General features: G+C 58.2%; 23 protein-coding genes. 9 read left to right on the top strand and 14 right to left on the bottom strand.

Translation table 11 applies throughout. The annotated features are described in order from the left end of the window. Nucleotides 1-76 precede the first annotated feature (76 nt). Nucleotides 77-820: a gamma-glutamyl-gamma-aminobutyrate hydrolase family protein gene (locus BUE38_RS13805; RefSeq protein WP_073435798.1), complete on the top strand. Its 744-nt coding sequence runs from the start codon at nt 77-79 to the stop codon at nt 818-820. A gap of 102 nt (nt 821-922) precedes the next feature. Here the strand turns inward: BUE38_RS13805 and BUE38_RS13800 are convergent, their stop codons facing one another. The 4 genes from BUE38_RS13800 to BUE38_RS13785 form a co-directional block, all read right to left on the bottom strand. Next, nucleotides 923-1,333 (bottom strand): SRPBCC family protein, encoded by a 411-nt coding sequence (locus tag BUE38_RS13800; protein ID WP_073435797.1) that lies wholly within the window; start codon nt 1,331-1,333, stop codon nt 923-925. 83 nt (nt 1,334-1,416) lie between these two features. Further along, nucleotides 1,417-1,995, bottom strand: a complete 579-nt coding sequence (locus BUE38_RS13795) for an SCO family protein (RefSeq protein ID WP_073435796.1) — start codon at nt 1,993-1,995, stop codon at nt 1,417-1,419. 24 nt (nt 1,996-2,019) lie between these two features. Further along, entirely contained in the window at nt 2,020-2,535 is a 516-nt protein-coding gene (locus BUE38_RS13790; RefSeq protein ID WP_234986982.1) for a copper chaperone PCu(A)C, read from the bottom strand. Between the two features lie 161 nt (nt 2,536-2,696). Beyond that, nucleotides 2,697-3,131, bottom strand: coding sequence for a helix-turn-helix domain-containing protein (locus BUE38_RS13785; RefSeq protein WP_073435795.1), 435 nt, complete (start codon nt 3,129-3,131; stop codon nt 2,697-2,699). A 263-nt stretch (nt 3,132-3,394) separates the two neighbouring features. Between BUE38_RS13785 and BUE38_RS13780 the strand changes: the two genes are divergently transcribed. Continuing rightward, nucleotides 3,395-3,901, top strand: a complete 507-nt coding sequence (locus tag BUE38_RS13780) for a DUF2938 domain-containing protein (protein ID WP_073435794.1) — start codon at nt 3,395-3,397, stop codon at nt 3,899-3,901. 66 nt (nt 3,902-3,967) lie between these two features. Here the strand turns inward: BUE38_RS13780 and BUE38_RS13775 are convergent, their stop codons facing one another. Next, nucleotides 3,968-4,306 carry a hypothetical protein gene (locus BUE38_RS13775; protein ID WP_073435793.1) on the bottom strand — a complete coding sequence of 113 codons (339 nt, stop codon included), beginning with the start codon at nt 4,304-4,306 and terminating at the stop codon, nt 3,968-3,970. Nucleotides 4,307-4,640: 334 nt separating this feature from the next. Here BUE38_RS13775 and BUE38_RS13770 point away from each other — a divergent pair, with 334 nt between their 5' ends. Continuing rightward, complete coding sequence (locus BUE38_RS13770) at nt 4,641-4,898, top strand: hypothetical protein (protein ID WP_073435792.1); 258 nt, start codon at nt 4,641-4,643, stop codon at nt 4,896-4,898. Between the two features lie 150 nt (nt 4,899-5,048). On the opposite strand, the gene BUE38_RS13765 is transcribed toward BUE38_RS13770, so the two are convergent. The 4 genes from BUE38_RS13765 to BUE38_RS13750 all read right to left on the bottom strand — a co-directional run bounded on the left by BUE38_RS13765 (nt 5,049) and on the right by BUE38_RS13750 (nt 10,552). Then, entirely contained in the window at nt 5,049-6,374 is a 1,326-nt protein-coding gene (locus BUE38_RS13765) for a WD40/YVTN/BNR-like repeat-containing protein (RefSeq protein WP_084541942.1), read from the bottom strand. 115 nt (nt 6,375-6,489) lie between these two features. After that, a complete protein-coding gene (locus tag BUE38_RS13760) occupies nt 6,490-7,509 on the bottom strand; it encodes a fatty acid desaturase (protein WP_073435790.1) in 1,020 nt (339 codons plus the stop codon). 205 nt (nt 7,510-7,714) lie between these two features. Further along, complete coding sequence (locus BUE38_RS13755; RefSeq protein WP_234986979.1) at nt 7,715-8,395, bottom strand: MgtC/SapB family protein; 681 nt, start codon at nt 8,393-8,395, stop codon at nt 7,715-7,717. Between the two features lie 561 nt (nt 8,396-8,956). Beyond that, complete coding sequence (locus tag BUE38_RS13750; RefSeq protein ID WP_084541941.1) at nt 8,957-10,552, bottom strand: MFS transporter; 1,596 nt, start codon at nt 10,550-10,552, stop codon at nt 8,957-8,959. A gap of 139 nt (nt 10,553-10,691) precedes the next feature. Between BUE38_RS13750 and BUE38_RS13745 the strand changes: the two genes are divergently transcribed. Then, nucleotides 10,692-11,498 carry a helix-turn-helix transcriptional regulator gene (locus tag BUE38_RS13745; protein WP_073435788.1) on the top strand — a complete coding sequence of 269 codons (807 nt, stop codon included), beginning with the start codon at nt 10,692-10,694 and terminating at the stop codon, nt 11,496-11,498. Nucleotides 11,499-11,609: 111 nt separating this feature from the next. Here the strand turns inward: BUE38_RS13745 and BUE38_RS13740 are convergent, their stop codons facing one another. Beyond that, a complete protein-coding gene (locus BUE38_RS13740; protein ID WP_073435787.1) occupies nt 11,610-12,017 on the bottom strand; it encodes a GFA family protein in 408 nt (135 codons plus the stop codon). 172 nt (nt 12,018-12,189) lie between these two features. Here BUE38_RS13740 and BUE38_RS22615 point away from each other — a divergent pair, with 172 nt between their 5' ends. Then, nucleotides 12,190-12,405: a hypothetical protein gene (locus tag BUE38_RS22615; protein ID WP_143166329.1), complete on the top strand. Its 216-nt coding sequence runs from the start codon at nt 12,190-12,192 to the stop codon at nt 12,403-12,405. Between the two features lie 186 nt (nt 12,406-12,591). Here BUE38_RS22615 and BUE38_RS13735 read toward each other — a convergent pair whose 3' ends face one another. After that, nucleotides 12,592-13,971, bottom strand: a complete 1,380-nt coding sequence (locus BUE38_RS13735; RefSeq protein WP_073435786.1) for a sensor histidine kinase — start codon at nt 13,969-13,971, stop codon at nt 12,592-12,594. After that, a complete protein-coding gene (locus BUE38_RS13730; protein WP_073435785.1) occupies nt 13,968-14,675 on the bottom strand; it encodes a response regulator in 708 nt (235 codons plus the stop codon). The genes BUE38_RS13735 and BUE38_RS13730 overlap by 4 nt, the downstream gene beginning before the upstream one ends. A 270-nt stretch (nt 14,676-14,945) precedes the next feature. Between BUE38_RS13730 and BUE38_RS13725 the strand changes: the two genes are divergently transcribed. Beyond that, on the top strand, nt 14,946-15,656 hold the full coding sequence (locus BUE38_RS13725; RefSeq protein ID WP_159438889.1) for a MipA/OmpV family protein: 711 nt from the start codon (nt 14,946-14,948) through the stop codon (nt 15,654-15,656). A gap of 14 nt (nt 15,657-15,670) precedes the next feature. Further along, entirely contained in the window at nt 15,671-16,084 is a 414-nt protein-coding gene (locus BUE38_RS13720; protein WP_200802186.1) for a RidA family protein, read from the top strand. A gap of 243 nt (nt 16,085-16,327) precedes the next feature. On the opposite strand, the gene BUE38_RS13715 is transcribed toward BUE38_RS13720, so the two are convergent. Further along, on the bottom strand, nt 16,328-16,669 hold the full coding sequence (locus BUE38_RS13715; protein WP_073435783.1) for a YciI family protein: 342 nt from the start codon (nt 16,667-16,669) through the stop codon (nt 16,328-16,330). Between the two features lie 549 nt (nt 16,670-17,218). Here BUE38_RS13715 and BUE38_RS13710 point away from each other — a divergent pair. Next, nucleotides 17,219-17,608, top strand: a complete 390-nt coding sequence (locus BUE38_RS13710) for an ester cyclase (RefSeq protein ID WP_073435782.1) — start codon at nt 17,219-17,221, stop codon at nt 17,606-17,608. A gap of 186 nt (nt 17,609-17,794) precedes the next feature. Here BUE38_RS13710 and BUE38_RS13705 read toward each other — a convergent pair whose 3' ends face one another. Further along, on the bottom strand, nt 17,795-18,628 hold the full coding sequence (locus tag BUE38_RS13705; RefSeq protein WP_073435781.1) for an oxidoreductase: 834 nt from the start codon (nt 18,626-18,628) through the stop codon (nt 17,795-17,797). 176 nt (nt 18,629-18,804) lie between these two features. On the opposite strand from BUE38_RS13705, the gene BUE38_RS13700 reads away from it, so the two are divergent. Next, nucleotides 18,805-19,755 carry an AraC family transcriptional regulator gene (locus BUE38_RS13700; RefSeq protein ID WP_073435780.1) on the top strand — a complete coding sequence of 317 codons (951 nt, stop codon included), beginning with the start codon at nt 18,805-18,807 and terminating at the stop codon, nt 19,753-19,755. Nucleotides 19,756-19,835 lie beyond the last annotated feature (80 nt).

Below are 19,835 nucleotides of genomic sequence, written 5' to 3'. Positions count from 1 at the left end.
ATCCGAAATTCATGACCCGGTACCCCAATTCACCAGACCTTTTCTTGAAGCCAGGTATCCAGATCCCGGAGGCATCATGCAATCCCGTCCCCTCGTTGGCGTTATCGCCTGCCGTCGCATGGTCGAAGGCCATCCTTCGCATATGGTGACCGACAAGTATCTCAGTGCTCTGCGTGAGTACGGTCTGGAACCGGTCATTCTGCCGGTGTGGGAGGACGTTGATACCGATGCAGCGGGAGCCCTGCTCGACCGTCTCGATGGGCTGGTGCTGACTGGCAGCTACACCAATGTGCTGCCGGAGCGCTATGGCGCCGAGCGCGCCCCGGAGAACACCCGCGACGATCAGGATCGCGATGCTGCGGCCATGACCTGGGTGCCACTGGCGCTGGAGCGCAACATGCCGCTGTTGGGTATCTGCCGTGGTTTTCAGGAGCTCAATGTCGCCTTCGGTGGCAGCCTGCATCAAGCCGTTCAGAATGTACCCGGCATGCTCGACCACCGTGAGCCGGAAGGCGAGAAGGAGCAGCAGTACGCTCCGGTGCATGCCATCGACATTCAGCCGGGCGGCTGGCTGGCGAAACTGTTCGATGGCGCGAAGTCCGAGGTCAACTCACTGCATCAGCAGGGCGTGGATCGGCTCGGAGAGGGCCTGCGTGTGGAAGCCACTGCACCAGATGGCCTGGTCGAGGCCATCTCGGTTGCCGACGCTCGGTGCTTTACGCTGGCGGTGCAGTGGCATCCCGAGTGGAAGCCCAGTGAGCATCCTCTCTACGACGTCATCTTCCGCGGCTTTTCCGACGCTTGCATGCAGAACCGTTGAAAGGGCTGCAGAACAGGTAAAAGAGCTGTAGAACGGGGATGAGAAATAACAGCTGGGGCAGGCGAGTCACTGCATAGGCCTGGCCGCCTGATGGGCCGCTTATCAGCGCTCGTCAGGCTGGCTTTCCAGCAGGGTTTTCAGGGTGGCAAGGTCGGCCTCGACGGCCTCCCTGTCGGCAGCAAACTGCTCATCAGTCATCTCGGGTTGGCGAAACAACGTGAAGGTGAATTCACTGCCTTCCTCGTTGGCCACCACCCGCATGGGGTTGTGAAAGACGCTGCCATCGTCCAGTTCGACATCATGATCCATGACGCCGAAGGTGTTGTCCTTGGCAAAGCGGATGCTGACCCGACCAAAGGGCGCAGTGGCCCGCCATTGTCCATCTTCTCGGGTAACCTCGGAGCCGGCCAGGCCTGCCGCCCACTTTGGCAGGTTGGCGGGGCTCGAGGCGAAGGCATACACATCGCCTGGTGAGCGGTGGATATAGGTGCTGATGTGTTGCACTGCCATCATGAGTCATTCCTCGCGGGTGTAGGCATGACTCATGATAGCCGAGGCGGGAAGGCAGGCGGGCAACAACGGCTGGGAACCGGAAGTTAACCTTCCCTGGCGAGCCGGGTCAGATCCGCGACCATCGAATCCATGGGATCACTCTCGCGCATCAACCGGCGTGCATTGCCGTCATGATCGAAGGCGAAGATGGCGCTGGTGTGTGAGACGTCGTAGTTGCCCTGAGCGTCCTTGTCACCGTACTCGTAGGTGGCCCGATAGCGATTGGTTACGGCATCGATGTTGGCCTTCTCACCGGTGAGACCGATGAACTGCGGGCCGAACACATCGGTGTACTGCTTCATGATCTCCGGCGTATCGCGGCTGGGGTCCACCGAGATGAACAGCACCTGGATCTCGTCGCGCAGGTCTTCATCGATCTGACGGGTGGCCGCCGCGAGCTTGGCCAGCGAAGTCGGGCACACATCGGGGCAGTGGGTGAAGCCGAAGAACAGCAGGGTGGTCTTGCCCTGGTAATCTTCGGCATCCACCGCATTGCCGTTCTCGTCGATGAGATGGAAGTCGAGGGGTGGCATGGCCTCGGAGATATCGGTGCTGTGCCAGTTGGCATCTTCGCAGCCCATCAGGCCGAGGGCGATGACCGCGGGGGCTAACCACTTGTACATGTATTCCTCCTGCCGCGTCGTCCTCTACATCGACGCCGGTGATACGACTTCAAAGGTGACCGGCTGCGGAGCCTGGCCGTCAAACTTCAGTGTTACCTCAATTTCATCACCCACCTCCAGCGGCTGCTGGCGGTTCATGAACATCAGATGGTAACCGCCGGGCGCGAACTCGAGGGTCTCGTCTGCGCCAACCTCAAGCTGGTCCACCGAGTCCATCTGGCTCATGCCGTCCTTCTCGGAACTGAGGTGCATATGGGCCATGGCAAAGGCAGAGCTCTCCGCGCCAGTCAGCGTCACCGTCTCATCGCCGGCATTGTGCAAGGTGAAGTAGCCGGCGGCCGGCAGATCACCGGGCAGTAGCCTCAACTGTGCGTCAGTGATTTCGAGATCCTGAGCATGGACAGCAGTGCTGGAAAACAGCAGAGCGAGGATGCCTGCCATGATGCCACGCTGAATGGCGGTGCGATGGCTGATGCTGTGATCGATGGTGTTGCGTTGGTCGGAGTTACGAGAGCTGGTGCTGAAATTCGGGCCGGACATGGTCGATTCTCCGTTCAGGGAGCCGCAGGGTCAGGATAGATGCACACCATAGCGTTATCCGTGGGCTCGGCAAGCCTGGTGCGACAATTTGCCTGTGCAGGATTTTGCGGAATCGATGACTTCAAACGTTCTTTCTTCAATTCCCATACGCCAGGTCCAATTCACTTGCGCCTGGCACTGACCTTTTTTAGTTGGCTCCCTCGTCCAGCCTGTCGAGTCAGTGCGATCCGCATCAGACGCTGAAAAGTCGGGCACTCCAGATGACTTGGCGCGGTGCAGTTCATGGCGTGGCGCAATCCATCCCGCAGCGCGCTCAGTTCCTTGATGCGGTGGTCCAGAAAATCGGCCTTGGCACCGAGCTGTTCGCGATCGATGTCCGGGTGACGGTCCGAACCCAGCATCTCGCGTATCTCGGCCAGCGAGAACCCCGCGACCTGTCCCAGAGCAATCAGCGACAGGCGAGATACCACTTCAGGTTCGAAGACCCGCCGCAGCCCCTTGCGCCCGACTGAGCGGATCAGTCCGACTTCCTCGTAATACCGTATTTTCGAGGCCGCGATGCCGCTTTGCCGGGCGAGTTCAGAGATGTCGAGCATGGCACTTGACTTCAAGTTGACTTGAAGTTGTAGGCTACTCAGCCTCATTCGACTCATCAAGGGAGCCTGGGGAATATGCCGCTTTTTGACACTCATGGCCGAGGTGCACATGGCCCCGGATCGGGGGCTGCTGGTCCGGGACGGGGTCAGGCCACGCTGCTGTTCATTACCCGCCCGGGAGCAAGTATGACAGGGGTACGGATTCCAGAGATACGAATGACAGGGGCACGGATGCCAGAGATACGGATGACCGGAGCGCAGAAATGACGGGGTTCCTGATCAATGTCCTGATGCTCGGCATCGGGGCGACCGCTTTCATGGATATCATTGCGCTGCTGCAACGCCGTCTGTTCGGTACCCCTTCGCTGAATTACGCGATGGTGGGGCGCTGGCTTGGTCACCTATCGAGAGGAGTCTTCATCCATCGCCCCATCGGAAAAAGTCGGCCAGTTCGAGGAGAGGCGGCTCTGGGGTGGGGGGCTCACTATCTGATCGGAGTCGCGTTAGCTGCGGTGTTCCTCGCACTTGCTGGAGCGGACTGGTTGAGCCGTCCCACGATCATGCCTGCATTGGCTTTCGGCGTGGCGACGGTGTTGATTCCGTTTCTTGTCCTGCAACCTGGTTTGGGCGCAGGAGTCGCCGCCCGCAAGACACCTGAACCGAACACAGCCCGGCTCCGTAGTCTCCTGGCGCATTGCAGCTTCGGTGCGGGCCTATGGGTCACTGGCCTCGGAGGCATGCTTGTGCTCCAGGGGAGGGGGCTATTGTGACGTTGGTGTTTGTCGAGGCAATGGTGTTTGTCGAGGCAATGGTGGCTGCCGTGACGACGGGGCGGCTCAGCAGATGGCCGACAGACCGCAGTTGGTCTTGAAGCGGGAAGAATTGACATCGAGGGTGACGCGGTCGTTGACCTTGTCGTAGAAGAACGAGGCGTAGCCCTGATCTGATGATGCCTGTTTGTACAGGCCACAGATGCCATAACCGTGATTGACCTCCTGCAGGTACTGCACCTCGACCAGACCGGCAGAACCGAGCTCGGCCGACAGCGCCTGCTGAACATCATTGCTGACCCGGGCTTCGGAGATCGCCTGGCCACCAAAGATCGCGCCGCCGATAACGAGAATGGCGACGATGGGAATCACGATGTTGAAGACCAGACCACGGGAATATTTCATGGCGCAGATAATAGCCGCTGTCGCAATCCCGATTCAAGCACTCGAGCTACCTCTGTGCCGCGATGAGTCGTTGGATTGTTCTGGCTCAAGGAGCCGCTTGAATGGTCGATAGGGACTCTTGCTGTGTTGTTGTGTGAAGCAAGTAGCGTTGTCCGAAGAAAATAGCGTTGTCCGAAGAAAATAGCGCTGTCCGAAGAAAATAGTGCTGTCGAAAGTGTGAGGATATCTGTCTCCGCTCTGATAGCAGTTCGTGAGTGGCTCGAGCAGGCTGAGTGCCCCATGGAGAGGGGGGAGCCGAATGCAGATGGCTGATGGCCCAGGGAGGGGCGGGTAGATGCTGGAACGAATGTTGGCGGGTGTAGTAATTGGCCTTGTGGCAGGAGGTGTCCTCGGCAGGGATCTGGATGCGCATGCTCGATCCGTGGCGATAGGTTTCTTTGCGGCGGTGGCGGTTGCCTTCGTGGGTTCCTCCTGGCTGTATGGTGCGGTATACGGGGCCATGGCCGTTGGTGAACTCTGCCTCGGTTATCTGCTGTCCAGGCTGGTACCCAGCAGCAGGACGCTATTGCGAGCCAGGAGTAGAGAAAGGTAGCCCGCGCCGACTGCGTGGCATCGATAAGCCACGACGATTGATGCACCACAGCAGTCGATGAGCCACAACAGTCGATGAGCCACAACAGTCGATACGCCATAGCTGTAGATAAGCCACGACAATCGTTGCGCCAGAGAGAGCCGCCTGCGATCAGGTCTTGTGTTCGGGTTTGGCTCTGGGCCAGGAAAGCAGAATGGCCGAGCTGCCAACCAGGGGGGCACCCCTGGTTTGGGACTCTGGCAGCATCAAACTACCGCTGCCGGCCGCCCAGACCTTCTGATCAGCTATCGTCAGGCCCCATAGCTGCAGCTCCTGCAGAGCACCGTGCGCTGCCCGGGGTACCTCCATCCATGGTTGCCAGCTTGCGCCGCCGTCCCGGGTTGCGTAGATCCAGCCATATCGTGTGATGAACCAACCATGATGCTGGTCTTCCAGCCGCAGGCGGGTGATTCCGTCGGCTGCTGGCTGAGTCGGTGACGAGGCGCGCTCGACCTCGGCAGGCTGCCAGGAGTCGCCGCTATCATCGGTGCACCAGACCTGCCAGTTACCCGCCATGCAGCCGTGCTGGCCGGCGAAGTCCAACCCCATCAGGTGGCTGTCATCTCCGACAACATCGACAGGTGTCCAGCTGGCACCCGCATCCCGGGTTCGGTACACCTGCCCAGCGCTGCCGATTGCCCACCCGGTACTTTCATCGACAAAGGCGATTTCCTGTATGGCCTCTCGGCCCAGGCCCGGCCCAGTGGGATTCCAGTGCTGACCATCATCGATGGTACGCAACATATGGGTGTTGCCACCTGACACCGCGGTGGAGTCGTCGGCATAGGCGATGGCGTAGGCTTCGCCCTTGAGCTTGAGTTGGTGGGCCTCCTCCGCGTTCCAGACGTTGTGGGGCAGGTTGTGAGCATGCCAATGGTCACCAGCGTCCCGGGTGCGGAAGATGGCGCCATCATTGCCGGTGGCGAGGCCGTGGTTGGCATCCCTGAACGTCACGTCCCGGAACGCATCGGCGAATCGAGTGAAGGCCTGAACCTCCCAGGTCGGGTCTGCTTCGCTATCGGCTCGGGCGATCTGCAGGTGTGGGCCGCCCACGGCTACCAGGCTGCCACCGGCGGTAAAGGTGATGCTGTTGAGAAACAAGTGGGTATCCGCGAGGCTCATAATGGTCAAGCTGCGCTCGGCCACTTCGATAGCGGTACTGATGACTGAGTGGTCCTTGCGAGAGTAGAACTCGGGATCGAAGGTTCTGAGATCAACGCAGTCGCTCGGGTCATAGCTGTCGTAGTCGCGAGAACAGTGAGGATAGAAGCCGGTTTCCGCGGTGCCTTCCACCGTAGCATTGGCCAGACGCTCCTCCGCAGTGGGTTCCGAGCAGCCGATCAACAACAGGCTGATGGCCATCGCGCCGGACAAGGCAAGGTTCTGATGCCAGGTGGTGCGGCAGGCCATTGAGAAAGACGAACCCAGGTCAGCCATTCTTTCCTCCGATGAAGGTGGTGCTCCGGTTCCATCAGTTCGAGAGTAGACAAGCAAGGGGACAGGCTCCAGCGCTATTGTCAGCGGCGACGTTCGGTGATGGCCTCCCGCAAGATCAGTTACCTGCCTCCCGGAAGCTCACCAGGCGGTGCTTCGTCTCGTCCCACAGGACCAGACGCACGGATACGAGACTCTGCCATAGGGTGAGGCGACCGATACCACGCAGTTCGGGATGGTCGCGCAGGACATCGGGCAGGCGGTAGAAGGGAATGCGGCTGCATAGGTGGTGGACATGGTGCACCCCGATGTTGGCGGTGAACCAACGCAAGATGCCGGGCAGGTCATAGTGGGAACTACCGTGTAATGCCGCCTCCTGGAAGGTCCAGTCAGGTTCGTGCTCCCAGAAGGTGTCCTCGAACTGGTGCTGAACATAGAACAGCCAGACACCGATCGTTCCGGCGAGCAACGTGATCGGCAACTGCACGAGCAGGAAAGGACCGATGCCCACCAGCCACATCATGGCGGCGACGAGGACCAGGATTGCCGCATTGGTCGCCATGGTGCTCAGCCACGGCATCCAGCCTGCGCGCATGAAGCCTACCGGCAATCGACTATCCAGCAGGAAGAGGTAGGCTGGGCCGAGAGCGAACAGGACCAGGGGGTGACGATATAGGCGGTACTGCAGCCTCCTGTGGAGAGGCAGGGCTCTGAACTCCTCGACTGTCAGGGTGTCGATGCCACCGATACGCGGGCGGTCGAGGTTGCCGGAATGGGCATGATGATGCCTGTGGGTATGGCGCCAGAAGTCGAAGGGCGTCAGGGTCAGCACGCTGATCGCCCGCCCGACCCAATCATTGGCGCGCCTTGAGGGAAAGAAAGCGCCATGGCTGCAGTCATGCTGGATCATGAACAGGCGCACGAGAAAGCCTGCGGCGGGCAGTGTAAGCAGCAGGCCGAGCCAGTAGCCGGCGCTCAGTAGGGCCCAGGAGAGCGTCCAGAGAACGGCTAGAGGAATCAGCGTGACCAGCAATTCAATGACGCTGCGGGTGATGCGTGGCGTACGGTAGTCTCCCAGCGCACGCATGAGGGCGCGTGGCTCGCTGGCGAGGTCGTTCTTCTGCGCGGGGGTATCCATCTACAGCTTCCTGTCGGATCCAGTGCGCCTTGTCGAGGTGCGCGGCCTTGGCGGGCGCGTGTCTGGAAGTTCGGGGGTACGTTTCAGAGTGCGCGGAGGGAAAGTGAGGTGTATGTGCGCATGCGTATACTGGTTGACGCATTGTGTCAGAAAAGGTTCCACCCTGCCGAGGTCCGAATGGGGCAGGATTTCCGGGACCTCGGTATCATGGGGGTTTACTGTGTATCGAGCGAGTAAAGAAAGGCACGACATACAGCACTATCCAGGCGAGAGCCGTGCATATCACCGCGGTCTGCTCGCGGCCCAGGCCAACGGCGACCCCTATGGCAGCCGTGAACCAGACACCAGCCGCCGTGGTAAGCCCTGAAGCACCCTGGTCATCCTTGCCGGTGATGATGGTTCCTGCGCATAGAAAGCCGATGCCGGCAATCACTCCCTGAATGACTCGACTCATCTCCACATCCGAGATACCCGCTTGCTGCGGAATGAATATGAACAGGGCGGCCCCCATACAAACCAGCATATGGGTACGTACTCCAGCAGGCTTTCCACGCTGCTCTCGCTCGAGCCCAAGCAGTCCCCCTAAAAGAGCCGCGAACAGCAATCGAATCATGGCAACGATGAACTCACTGAGGTCAGTGAAATCCGAAAGCTCAGACGTGATTGCATCTACTACAGGTTCCATCGGTTCGTTCCTGTTGTTTCTGCGGGTTGAGGGTTGTCTTTCATCCTGAAGAATGCATTGCTGTTGTTGTTTTATGGCAAAGAAGAAAGCGGCTTTTTGATAGAAGATTGATGTGGCAGTTTTTGATGGAAGGTCGATGCAGTCTTCATGGCCATGATGGTCGAATTTAAAACCAGGTGACGCATAAGATGTTGTTTTCACATAATGGAAAATTTTTGGCCGTGAACGCCAAGCAACGGCTGGGTCTTCTGAGACTCGGCGTTAGTCGTTGCTTCAGTATAGTCTAACGTTCTTCAATCGGCCATGAGCGGGCGATGGAGCGCCCATGATAGAGCAATATTTTGAAGTGTTTTAAATTATGGTTGTTTTGGGTTTTATCTCTTGAATTACCGTGTTGATATTATTGGTTGGTATGATTGGAGAAGAAGAAGCTTTATCCATTGTTGTCGTTGTGGAGGAAGAGTTGGTGTGGTAGCGAAAATGGCCGAGAGAATGCCTGACGTCATGGGTGGATTGAAGATAGAGAAGCCTTTCAATGATTCGGTGGTTGAGGTGATCCAGGCGTCGAGAAAAGTGGATGCAATTCCCTCTTCGGCGCGATTATCTCGTCAATTCTCGGCTCTTGAAGCCGACGCTTGAAACCGGCCTTTGAGGCCAGCCCTTGGGCCTGGCTGTGGGACAGACCTTGAGACTGGTCGTGGCTGGCGCCGAGATTGCGTGTAGGAGGGCCGCAATCTTCAGCGCCATGGTCAGCAAGAGGGTTCAGTGCTCGCCGTCATCTCCGCCGAGCGGCTGGACGCAACGCAGGTGGACGGCGGAGAGGATTGCCAGGCCGAGGATAGCGATGCCACTGGCGGCTGCCGTGATGTTCAGCCCGGTCGTGAAGGCTTGCTGAGCCGTTGCCACGATCTCCGGAGATAGCTGATCCAGCGCCGATACGGTGGCCCACAGGCTGTCCTCGACGATAGCGGTGTTGTCGGCAGACAGCTCCCCCGGCAGCAGAGAGTCGATCTGCAGGCGATAGATCAGCGTCGACAGGCTGCCCAGCAACGCCACGCCAAGGGCCACGCCCAATTCCTGTACCATCTCCGACATCGCCGACGCGGACCCAGCCTTGTCCGCTGGGGCGGCGCCGATCACCAACTCGGTGCCCAGCGCCGCGATGGTGCCCAGGCCCAGATAGACCAGCGAGAAGCCGAGAATGGCCACTCCCAGCCCCGATGGCGCGGTACCCACCAGGAACAATGCCAGGTAACCCAGTGACGAGAACGCCAGAGCACCGGCCACGACTTGCCCCGGAGGCAGACGCCTGGCGATCAATGGTGCGGTGACGCCTGCCGCTACCATCATCAGTGCAGGTGGCCCCATCCAGAGCCCGGCGGCAAGGGGAGAGAGTCCCACCACCAGTTGCAGATATTGGGTGACCAGCAGCATGGCACCGCCCACGGCGATCAGCCCGAACAACAGCACGATCAGCGCGGTGCTGAAGGTACGACGGCGGAACAGGCCCATATCCAGCAGCGGCACTTTGAGTCGCTTCTGGCGCCGAACGAAGAGCATGGCCAGCAGGATTCCCGCCACCAGCGACAGCACGGGCTCGATGGCAGGGCCGTGCCTGGCCAGTTCCTTCAGGCCATGAATCGCCGGCAGGATGGCGGCGAGGGACAGCAGCACACTGGTGAGATCCATCGGTTCGCGGTGGTCCGCACGATACTCCGGCAACAGCAGCGGGGCCGCCAGCAACAGTACCAGTACCACCGGCACGGCAATCAGGAAGGCCGCACCCCACCAGAAGTGACTCAGCAGCCAGCCGCCCACCACCGGGCCAGCCGCCATGCCGAGGGCAAACATCGTCGCCCAGACCCCGATGGCCAGCGAGCGTTGGCGCGGGTTCGGGAACAGGTTGCTGATCAATGCCAGTGTCGATGGCATCAGAGTGGCCCCCGCTACACCGAGCGCCGCTCTGGCAGCAATCAGCATCTCGGCACTGGTCGAGTAGGCGGCAAGCACCGAGGCCGCTGCGAATGCGACAGCACCAATCATCAGCAGTCGACGGCGGCCGACGCGGTCACCCAGGGTGCCCATGGTGATCAGGAACCCGGCAATCATGAAGCCGTAGGCATCCATGATCCACAGCGCCTGGCTGCTGCTGGGTTGCAGCTCGACCGAAAGCGCCGGCAGTGCCAGGTAGAGAATGGTGACATCCAGCCCCAGCAACAGAGTGGGCAACGCAAGCACTGCCAGCCCCAGCCAGGCGATGAGGCCTGCTGGCTCGTCTGATCGCCGAGTCACAGGGATGGGACCATTGGGCAGGGCAGTGGCGTCAGACAGCGGAGTGGGTTCACATTGGTTGGCCATGTCGCCTCCAGATGAGTGAATCAGAAAGCACATGCTCAACCGCTGATTATCCGGGTACAATATAGCCAGTTATCCTATTACCAATGGCAATCGTCAGAAATCTGGCAGTCAGTGAGGCCCGGCATCAGGGAGACCCTGCATGAATGAGACCGAACGACACAGCAGAAGCCTCGAGCGTACCCGGGGAGAGCTGACCGAGTTCCTGCTTCACCATCGACACAAGCTGACACCCGCTGACGTGGGGCTGCCCACCACGGGGAGACGGCGTACGCCGGGGCTACGTCGAGAGGAAGTGGCGACCCTGGCGGGAGTAGGGCTGACCTGGTACACCTGGTTCGAGCAGGGCCGCGACATCACGGTCTCGGAGCGCTTTCTGCTCAGCGTATCCAAGGCGTTACGGTTGGATGATGCCGAATGCTGCCATCTGTTTCTGCTCGCCCATCGTCGCCCACCCCCGGTGGAGGCCTATCAATGGCAATCCATCCCGGCGCGCATACAGTTGCTGATGGACGAGTTGGGCCGCCCGGCCTACGTGATCAACCTGCGTTGGGATGTCATCGCCTGGAACACCGCCGCGGATCGGCTGTTCGAGCTTGCGACGCTGGAGCAGGGCGAGCGCAACCTGCTGCGCATGATCTTCGCCAACCCGACACTGCGCAGGCGCCTGCCGGATTGGCAGCAGGATGCATACCGTCTGCTGGCCCAGTTCCGCTGTGACCTGGCATCCGCTCCGGAAGACCCGGAGATGCAGAGCCTGATCGACGACCTGAAGCAGTTGTCAGCGGACTTCCGCCTGTGGTGGGAAAAGCCCGACCTGCACACCTACGGTTACGGCATCGGCGCGATCACCACAGACGACGCATCGCGTCAGGATTTCGACCACGAAACCCTGATCGTCGATGAGCACCGCCATTTGCGTATGGTGCTTTACTTTGCTCGTGCTTGAGGGGTAGCGAGGGGGCGCGGTCTCTGACCAGAAGCGGCCATGGAGACTTTGTATAATGCCAGGCTCAGGCGTACGCATTGGCGCATTGCCTGAAGCTTCTTTATTGGGTGCCTAGCCGCGGTCCGCAGGATGGTTAACGCCATCATTGGTTGGAATTCCCTCTATGCTCAAAGGGTTGATGCCTTCCAGACATGCCACATTGAACCCATACTGATCCGGCCTGGACCGACGCTGATGATGGGTGTAGATGCCACAGTTGGAGCAGAAGTAATGCTTTGCGGTGCGAGTATTGAACTGATACAGCTTCAGCATCTCCGATCCCTTGACGATGGTAATGTCTGACAAGGTGACGGATGCAGCTACAGCTCCTCGCCTGCGGCACATGGAGCAGTCGCAACGGCGCACGTCAATCAGGCCATCGGGCAGGCTGAGCTCAATTTCTACGGCACCACAGTGACATGTAGCCCTATGCCAGGCTTTGATCGGTACGCCGTCAACTTCCTTCAGATTTATCGCCATACTTGAATCCCTGTTAGCACATAACGTCTGAGCCACCGGACCCTGCGCCTGGTTGGGCCGCTACCCTTCAGGGAGGGGCCGCACCATTTCCTGTACTTCTCCAGCCGAAAGGAGAAGGGCGTTTTCTGCGATCCGGGAACTTATTAACCCGGCATGCTTTCATGTTGGGTTAATGGCGGCACAGGGACGTGCCGCCGTCGGCCATCAGGCCGACGCGAGACCGCACCCCACCAGCAGATCCACGCATCTGCGCCAGTGTGGTGCGGACGACAATCAAATCGATCAGGATGAGCTATTTGATTGCCATGTTAATAGCTTAGCATTCCGCCCAGATTCTTCTCCTGCGAAGAAGAGTTCGGGGGAGTACCGACTACCTCATGCCGAATGAGGTCAATATCCGCAGTATAAGGTTCCGTCGCAACGTTTACTGCAGTGTCCGCTGCGGCCTGGCCTCCGCCCCGGAAGCCCCGGAGATGCAGAGCTTGATCGGCGATGAGCACCGCCACCTGCGCATGGTTCTGTATTTTTCCAACATCAGCTGATCGATGGTGGTCGATGTATCACTGGACACGCATCACTTTGCGTCTCGCCGGTCAGTACCCGACAGGGGCAGCTGGATCGTGGCGATCAACCCCCGTGGTTGGCGGTTGGCGATCGTCAGTTCTCCTCCATGGAAATGCACCGCCGAGCGACTGGCAGCCAGTCCCAGGCCGTACCCGCCGGTTTGGGTGTTACGGGAGCCTTCTACTCGATAGAACGGGTCGAAAAGCCGGGATAGGCACTCAGGTGGTACGCCCGGGCCTTCGTCCTGAACAGTGATCACGATGGTGCTCTCGGTCACGTAAAGTGCGACGTCGGCATGCCCCGCATACTTGACGGCATTGTCGATCAGATTGGTCATGGCGCGTTTCAATGCCGTGGGCTGGCCTTCATGGATCACCGCTTGAGCGCAGCGATACGTCACCGTTTTGCCCATGTCGCGGAAATTGTCCACGACGGAGTGAAGCAACTCGCTGAGTTCCAGGCGTGTCATCTCCTCCGGCTGGGATTCCTGCTGAAAATATACCAGACAAGCCTCCACCATCGACTGAAGCTCGTCGATATCACTCATGATCTTCTGCCGCTGATGCTTCTCGTCGACGAATTCACTGCGTAACTTCAGCCGCGTCAAGGGCGCTCTGAGATCGTGGGATATTGCCGAGAACATCGCCGTGCGCCCTTCAAGAAGCCGATGTATCTGCGTCTGCATGGCGTTGAATGCGGCCTGCGTCTCGCGAATTTCGATGGGGCCTCGTAGCTGCAAAGGTTGACGTTGGGCACCGATACCGAACTGCTCGACCGCGCGGGCAAAGGTACGCATGGGATGCGTGACCCACAAGCCAAATACCCAGGAGATAAGTATTGTCGACAGCAGGACGAAAACGCTAACCAGTAACCATCGAGTACCTGAATTCAGTCCCCATAACCGAGCTCGTGTCGAAAATCTCAACCAGGAGTCATCCTCGAGCTGTATCGCAAGGGCATAGAAGCGCTCGTCGTATGGTTCTTCCGCTGGAGCCCAGCTTTCGTCGTCCGAGTCAGTGAACAGGATTCTGGTGTTCTCGAACCCGAGTAACTCGATGATATTTTGACGTATCCTGGAAAACTTCTCCTCCTCCTTATATGAATCGAGGATTGGCAGTCTTTCATGATTGGAGAACCAGGAAATGTTGATGTCGTCATCGGAAAGATCTTGCGCCAATGATGAACGGTCGTTGACTGGTATTCTATTGAGTGTCTTGGCGACGCCGGCGGCCATCGCTAACTCGTTAACCTGGCGGAGAGGGGGATTGGATAAGCTTCCAGACAACCTGAGGAACAGAAAATTCATTGCCAATGCGATCAGGATAGCGGCAATGACGTTGGCAACGAACCAGCCATTTAGACTGCCGAAAAATCGGCACTTGAAGCTCACGACGACCGCACCGTTGGTGTGAAGATATAGCCAGCATTGCGCACGGTCTTGATGATGTCTGGTCGGCGAGCGTTAACCTCGATTTTCCGTCGTAGGCGGCTGATTAGAACGTCAATGCTTCGGTCGTAAACATCATGTGCTTCCCCCTTGGAGTAGTTCAGTAGCTGGTCACGTGAAAGTAGGCGGCCTGGGTGTTCCAGGAGCGTCAGTAGCAGTGCGAACTCTCCCTCGGATATCGGCACAAGGGTGTTGTCGGTACGGCGCAGCTCCCTTCTGGATACATCGACAGACCAGTCCAGAAACCTGAAGGTGGAAGTATTGTTGGCAGTGTCGTTAGCGGGGAGTGATGCTCGTCGAAGCACAGAACGAATTCTTGCCAGAAGCTCTCTGGAATCGAACGGCTTTGTTACATAGTCATCGGCGCCAAGCTCAAGGCCAACTATTCGGTCTGCTGTTTCCGTAACCGCTGTCAGCATGATGATGGGTGTTGTAAACAGCGTGCGGATACGACGGCACAGGGCCAAACCGTCTTCACCGGGAAGCATGATATCGAGGATCACGATATCGAACGTTGACTCGGATAGTTTTTGGTCCATCTCGACACCAGACCTGGCCACCCCCACGGACATGTCGTATCGAGAGAGAAATCTTTGCATTAAATCAAGAAGGTCAAGATCGTCGTCAACAACCAACACTTTTGTCACTGTCTGTTCCTCCAGAATGGATGACGATGTTCTCATTCCTGTAAGTTATGTGTCTGCTGTGTAACGCATGTTTCAAGGCAGACATTTTCGAGAAAAATTGCAGACAAACTGCTGTGTGATGATCGCGCCACCATGAAGATCAACAACGGATAGAGGGTTTGAGTGATGATCGGTAGCGCTATCTTAGGGAAAAAGAGACTTCTTTGGCCAGTGGTCGGCTGCATCGCCTCATCCGTGACGATTTTCGCGGAGGCACAGGAGACGGCCGGATTGAACACGAATGCCACTCAGTGGAGGCTGGGTGTAATGGGGACGTTGTCCGATGCTGCCTATGTGGATGCTGACAATAGTATCGGCATCTATCCTCTGATTTACTTCGAAAGTCGGCGATTTTTCTTTCACGCAACAGAAGGGGGAGTTCACCTGTACAAGGGGGACCAATTCACGCTGGACGCCACTCTGGTGATAGGTAGCCTGAATATGGATCCAGATGACCTGGGGCGAGGAGCATTGGCATCCCGCAACGTCGACCGGGGCCAGCTGGACGACCGAGACCGCAGCTATTACGCGGGCCTGTCAGCGTCCTGGGCGAGCCGGTTCGGGGTGCTGAGTGCCGAAGCGCACACGGACATCTCGGGCACATCGGAGGGAGAGCGGTACGATGTGGGTTACCGGTACCCATGGAATATTGGGCGGGCACGTGTGACACCGCATATCGGCGTCACCTACTTATCCGAGAATGTTGCGGACTACTACTACGGAATCGATACGGACGAGAGCATCACGGGGGATTATTCCTATATCCCCGATGCTGCGCTGCTGTCTGGTGTCGGCGTGGATCTTGCCTATTCCCTGAGTCATGACTGGAGCATCTACGCTACCTTTGACTACGAGAGCTATCCCGATGAGATTACCGACAGTCCCCTGATCGAGGATGACGCTGCTGTCAGGCTGAGAACCGGTATCAGCTATTCGTTTTGAGGAGGCGATCTCCTATGGGGATACACCGCGAGGTGATCAATCCGCCTGCTGTGGCCGATACCGTGAAATATGGCTTCAGCCAGGCGGTGATGGTACGTGGCGGCTGCTGCGTCTATCTGTCGGGTCAGGTGGGTATCGATGCAGAGGAGCGCGTCGTCGGGCCCGACATCGGTACACAAGCAGAAGCCGCCCTCGACAACATCGCGATCATATTGGAGAGCCTCGGCGGAGACCTGAGTCAGATCGTCAGGTTGCAGCTGAACGTGGCAGAATTTGCACGTTACGAGCAGGAAAGTGTGACGCAAGTACTGTGCAAGCATTTCCCCATTGATCCACCCGCAACTTCATGGACCATCGTGTGCGGTCTGGCGGAACCCGAGTGGTTGATCGAGATCGTCGCCGAGGCCGTGTTGGAAGATCTGCAGTAGCGATAATCAATAAAGGACATAGCTGTTGGCAGGGGAGAGCTCCGCATGACCTACCGAGCGTCAGCGAGGTCCGGCGCCCCGGAAGAGCGTGAATTCCTTCCAGATGCGCATTGACGTACCGACCGAACGGCTTGTCGACGAGAGAGGCAACAACTTCGCTCGCTTCCAGCAATGTGGAATGCGGAATGAAGAGAGTCGTGCAGAAAGGACATCCTCGTTCGCATCGAGCTGCGACCCCGTCGGTCAGCTCTCGGGATCGTACCCGAACTCGCGGAGCTCCTGCGAGCAGCGGCAGGCCTTGGCAATCTTCGCGGCCCATTGGATGGCGGCTTCGCGCGACGGGAGCTCCAGGACACAGAAGCCGCCGTCGAACTCCCTGGTTTGCGGGTAGGTCTCGTTCGTGACGGTGCCATTGGCGGCAACCATCAGCGGCGCGACGTCCTCGTTGATACCACCGCCAAACACATAGACACCGGCACCCTTCGCCTCGCGTATGACCGCGTGTGCCGCTTCGCCGACGGCAGCCATCTCTGCGTCGGAGATGTCCATCGCCGACCCGGGGAAGGAGACAAGATACTTCGTCATCGTTCAGCCCTCCGGGTGTGAGTTTCGGATTTGGGTGTGAGGCTTGATAACCCCGATGACCATGCCCGCTTTGGGTCGACCTGTGTCAGGTAGTGGACTCAGCACCTAGAGTGGTCTGAGCCATTCTTTCCTCTCCACCCATGGAGAGCCACACCATGAACGCCTCAACACCCGTAAACCATAGACCCTGGAACAAGGGCAAGCGAGTCGGGCAGAAAGCAAGTTGAGAGCCTGTGATCTGGTCGCTCTGTGTCAGAGACATTGTTCATGGAGACCGCGTACTGCCAGGAGCCGTTGTCATGCAGCAGAAGACACAGCGCCAGAGCACTGTCAGATACCTCGGGATAGAGGTAGACGATGCCTTGGAGATGGCCGGGCAAACGGAGGCATAGCTGGAACTGGAAACGGCCTGGTTCGGGCCGTCTCTACCGGCCAGAAGCGGGCCCTCCGTGAAACCCCATGCATCTCGGCAGACAAAGCGGGTCATTGACTTGCAAGATGTCCCCGCTCGGCTACATTGAGCGGGGTGCAAGTTAATGAGGTAACGCAATGAACAGCGACGAGCTGACGGCAAGCTATCGTGGCTACATCGAGTGCCTGAACCAACAGGACTGGGACAACCTGGGCCGCTATGTCAGCGAGAACGTCAGCCACAATGGGAAAACCATAGGGCTGAGCGGCTACCGCTCCATGCTGGAAGGCGATTTTCAGGCTATTCCGGATCTTTGCTTTGAAGTCGCCTTGCTGGTCTCACAGCCCCCGCATGTCGCCAGTCGCCTGCAGTTCAACTGCACCCCTGTCGGCATGCTGTTCGGCCTACCGGTCAACGGCAAGCGCGTGCAGTTTGAAGAGAATGTCTTCTATGAATTTGATGGTGACGGAAAGATCAAGACCGTCTGGTCGATTATCGACAAGAGCGCCATTGCTGAGCAGATATGACTTACACCAGGCGCTTTGGGAGCGTTGGGTGTTGTTTGAGTCCAGTAGAGACTGATTTTCGCTTTTCGGCCACAAGCGACCGATTGCTTGGTGGCTCAGAGGTAAGGCGACTCCCTTGACGTACAGCCTTCTTCACACGCGTTCCTGACGCGAGCCTATCGGAGGCCGCCTTACGTTTGAAAGAATTCAACCGTCTGTCGATACCGTCAATGTCTCCCAGACATCGATCTCCCGCGACCTATCGACGAGTTGGCCCCGTACCAGCCCGAGTGCGTCACTGCCGAGCAATAGGTGCGCCGGTGGCGTTTTGCTTTTCATGATCTCGAGCATGGCCTGAGCCGCTTTCACCGGGTCGCCCAGTTGCTGCCCGCTCTTGTCTTTTCTTGCTTGTCTTACTGGATCGAACAGGGTGTCGTAATCGGCGATGCTGCGTGGGGAGCGGCGCATCGATCGGCCAGCCCAATCGGTTCGAAACGAGCCGGGCGCCACGGCGGTGACATGAATATTGAACGGCGCCAACTCCTTGCTCAACGTGTCGGATATGCCTTCCAGCGCGAACTTGCTACCACAGTAGTACGCAATACCCGGCATCGTAATGTAGCCACCCATCGACGTAATGTTGATGATATGGCCGGCACGACGTTCGCGGAACGATGGCAATACGGCTTTGATCATCTCGACCGCACCGAATACATTGACCTCGAACTGCCGACGCATCTCCTCGGTGGATGACTCTTCCAGTATGCCTTCATGGCCATACCCGGCATTGTTGACCAACACGTCGATCAGGCCGAACTCATCGCTGATTTCGTTAACGACTGGGGTGATCGATGGGGTATCGGTCAGGTCGAGTAGACGGGCATGCGCTCGCTTCGACTCATGGGCCTCGAAAGCCGTGGCGGCCTCGTCACTACGCACCGTACCGATGACCCGGTGTCCTGCAGCGAGCGCTTCGGTCGCTAAGGCCTGGCCGAACCCACTGCTGACTCCGGTGATGAGGATAGTCCTGGACTGACTCATGATTGCGCTCTCCACTGATGTGGCTTGTGTACAAGAAGAGCGTTCATGCTAGAGAGTCGGATCTTGAGTTCGTACGCGAGATCGTCTGATTTACTTGCCTATTCCTATGATGCACCTACGATTCAGGCAAGAACTCGCACAGACTATCGACGTACAGTCACCTGATTGAGAGATCGATGAACGACCGGGACACGAAACTAGCGCATAGAGAGCAACACATCGTTGACTTGCTCGCCAGGATGGCACCACAAGAAGGCTATAATCTGACCGTGCTGCCGGACGTGCGTTTCCTGCGTTCCAATCGCCCGTTACGCCGGACGCCCGTCCTGTATGACCCGGGCATTGTCATCGTTTGCCAAGGGCGAAAGCGCGGATATTGGGGCAATCAAACGTATGTCTACGATGCCCAGCACTATCTGGCTGTATCGATTCCCGTGCCTTTCACCATGGAAACCGAGGCCAGTATCGAGCAGCCCTTGCTGGCCATTTATCTTCATCTGGATACTTCTCTGGCCGCTGAGTTGCTGCTTGAGCTCGAGGAGGAGGGCATAAGAGGCGCGTCAACGCCATGCGGCCTGATGGCGTCACCCATGGAGCCGGCATTGGCTGACACGGTGTCGCGCTTTCTCGAGATCATGGAGTCGCCGGAGGATGGGAAAATCCTGGGTCGTTCAATGGTTCGCGAGATCTATTTCCGCGTACTTCGAGGTGAGCAAGGCGGGGCGATGCGGGCCGCACTTGGGACAACCACACCTTTCGGTCGTATCAGCCGTGCGATACGTCGTATTCACGAAGCCTACGCAACGCCACTGGATGTCGAATCACTGGCGCGCGAGGCACGTATGAGCGTCCCGACCTTCCATGTACATTTCAAAGCGGCGACACAGACTTCTCCCATGCAATACGTGAAGGCTGTCCGGCTTCATCAGGCGCGACTCCTGATGTTTCGCCAGGCCAGAACTGCCGCTGTCGCGGCAAGCGATGTCGGTTATGAGAGCTCCTCTCAGTTCAGCCGCGAGTTCAGACGCCTGTTCGGCCGTACTCCGACAGCCGAAGTCGCTTGGATGCGTTCAACATTCGAGCTACCCCCGCCAGAATCGCAGTCGATTTATGTGTCATCTCACTAATTGGCTGCCAAAACCAATCCATCGGCATAGTCTAAAGTTGTGCATCCGGCCAAGAGCGGTCTTTTAGGAGCCACTGATAT

Source organism: Halomonas cupida, from assembly GCF_900142755.1.
GTDB lineage: Bacteria > Pseudomonadota > Gammaproteobacteria > Pseudomonadales > Halomonadaceae > Halomonas > Halomonas cupida.
The sequence above is the reverse complement of the archived record's forward strand: the minus strand, read 5'-3'. Positions and strand labels throughout refer to the sequence as shown.

What these genes read in the sequence shown, in the direction of transcription:
- BUE38_RS13805 (WP_073435798.1), top strand. Translation starts at nt 77, where the DNA reads ATGCAATCCCGTCCCCTCGTTGGCGTTATCGCCTGCCGTCGCATGGTC.
- BUE38_RS13800 (WP_073435797.1), bottom strand. Translation starts at nt 1,333, where the DNA reads ATGATGGCAGTGCAACACATCAGCACCTATATCCACCGCTCACCAGGC.
- BUE38_RS13795 (WP_073435796.1), bottom strand. Translation starts at nt 1,995, where the DNA reads ATGTACAAGTGGTTAGCCCCCGCGGTCATCGCCCTCGGCCTGATGGGC.
- BUE38_RS13790 (WP_234986982.1), bottom strand. Translation starts at nt 2,535, where the DNA reads ATGTCCGGCCCGAATTTCAGCACCAGCTCTCGTAACTCCGACCAACGC.
- BUE38_RS13785 (WP_073435795.1), bottom strand. Translation starts at nt 3,131, where the DNA reads ATGCTCGACATCTCTGAACTCGCCCGGCAAAGCGGCATCGCGGCCTCG.
- BUE38_RS13780 (WP_073435794.1), top strand. Translation starts at nt 3,395, where the DNA reads ATGACGGGGTTCCTGATCAATGTCCTGATGCTCGGCATCGGGGCGACC.
- BUE38_RS13775 (WP_073435793.1), bottom strand. Translation starts at nt 4,306, where the DNA reads ATGAAATATTCCCGTGGTCTGGTCTTCAACATCGTGATTCCCATCGTC.
- BUE38_RS13770 (WP_073435792.1), top strand. Translation starts at nt 4,641, where the DNA reads ATGCTGGAACGAATGTTGGCGGGTGTAGTAATTGGCCTTGTGGCAGGA.
- BUE38_RS13765 (WP_084541942.1), bottom strand. Translation starts at nt 6,374, where the DNA reads ATGGCTGACCTGGGTTCGTCTTTCTCAATGGCCTGCCGCACCACCTGG.
- BUE38_RS13760 (WP_073435790.1), bottom strand. Translation starts at nt 7,509, where the DNA reads ATGGATACCCCCGCGCAGAAGAACGACCTCGCCAGCGAGCCACGCGCC.
- BUE38_RS13750 (WP_084541941.1), bottom strand. Translation starts at nt 10,552, where the DNA reads ATGGCCAACCAATGTGAACCCACTCCGCTGTCTGACGCCACTGCCCTG.
- BUE38_RS13745 (WP_073435788.1), top strand. Translation starts at nt 10,692, where the DNA reads ATGAATGAGACCGAACGACACAGCAGAAGCCTCGAGCGTACCCGGGGA.
- BUE38_RS13740 (WP_073435787.1), bottom strand. Translation starts at nt 12,017, where the DNA reads ATGGCGATAAATCTGAAGGAAGTTGACGGCGTACCGATCAAAGCCTGG.
- BUE38_RS22615 (WP_143166329.1), top strand. Translation starts at nt 12,190, where the DNA reads ATGGCGGCACAGGGACGTGCCGCCGTCGGCCATCAGGCCGACGCGAGA.
- BUE38_RS13720 (WP_200802186.1), top strand. Translation starts at nt 15,671, where the DNA reads ATGGGGATACACCGCGAGGTGATCAATCCGCCTGCTGTGGCCGATACC.
- BUE38_RS13715 (WP_073435783.1), bottom strand. Translation starts at nt 16,669, where the DNA reads ATGACGAAGTATCTTGTCTCCTTCCCCGGGTCGGCGATGGACATCTCC.
- BUE38_RS13710 (WP_073435782.1), top strand. Translation starts at nt 17,219, where the DNA reads ATGAACAGCGACGAGCTGACGGCAAGCTATCGTGGCTACATCGAGTGC.
- BUE38_RS13705 (WP_073435781.1), bottom strand. Translation starts at nt 18,628, where the DNA reads ATGAGTCAGTCCAGGACTATCCTCATCACCGGAGTCAGCAGTGGGTTC.
- BUE38_RS13700 (WP_073435780.1), top strand. Translation starts at nt 18,805, where the DNA reads ATGAACGACCGGGACACGAAACTAGCGCATAGAGAGCAACACATCGTT.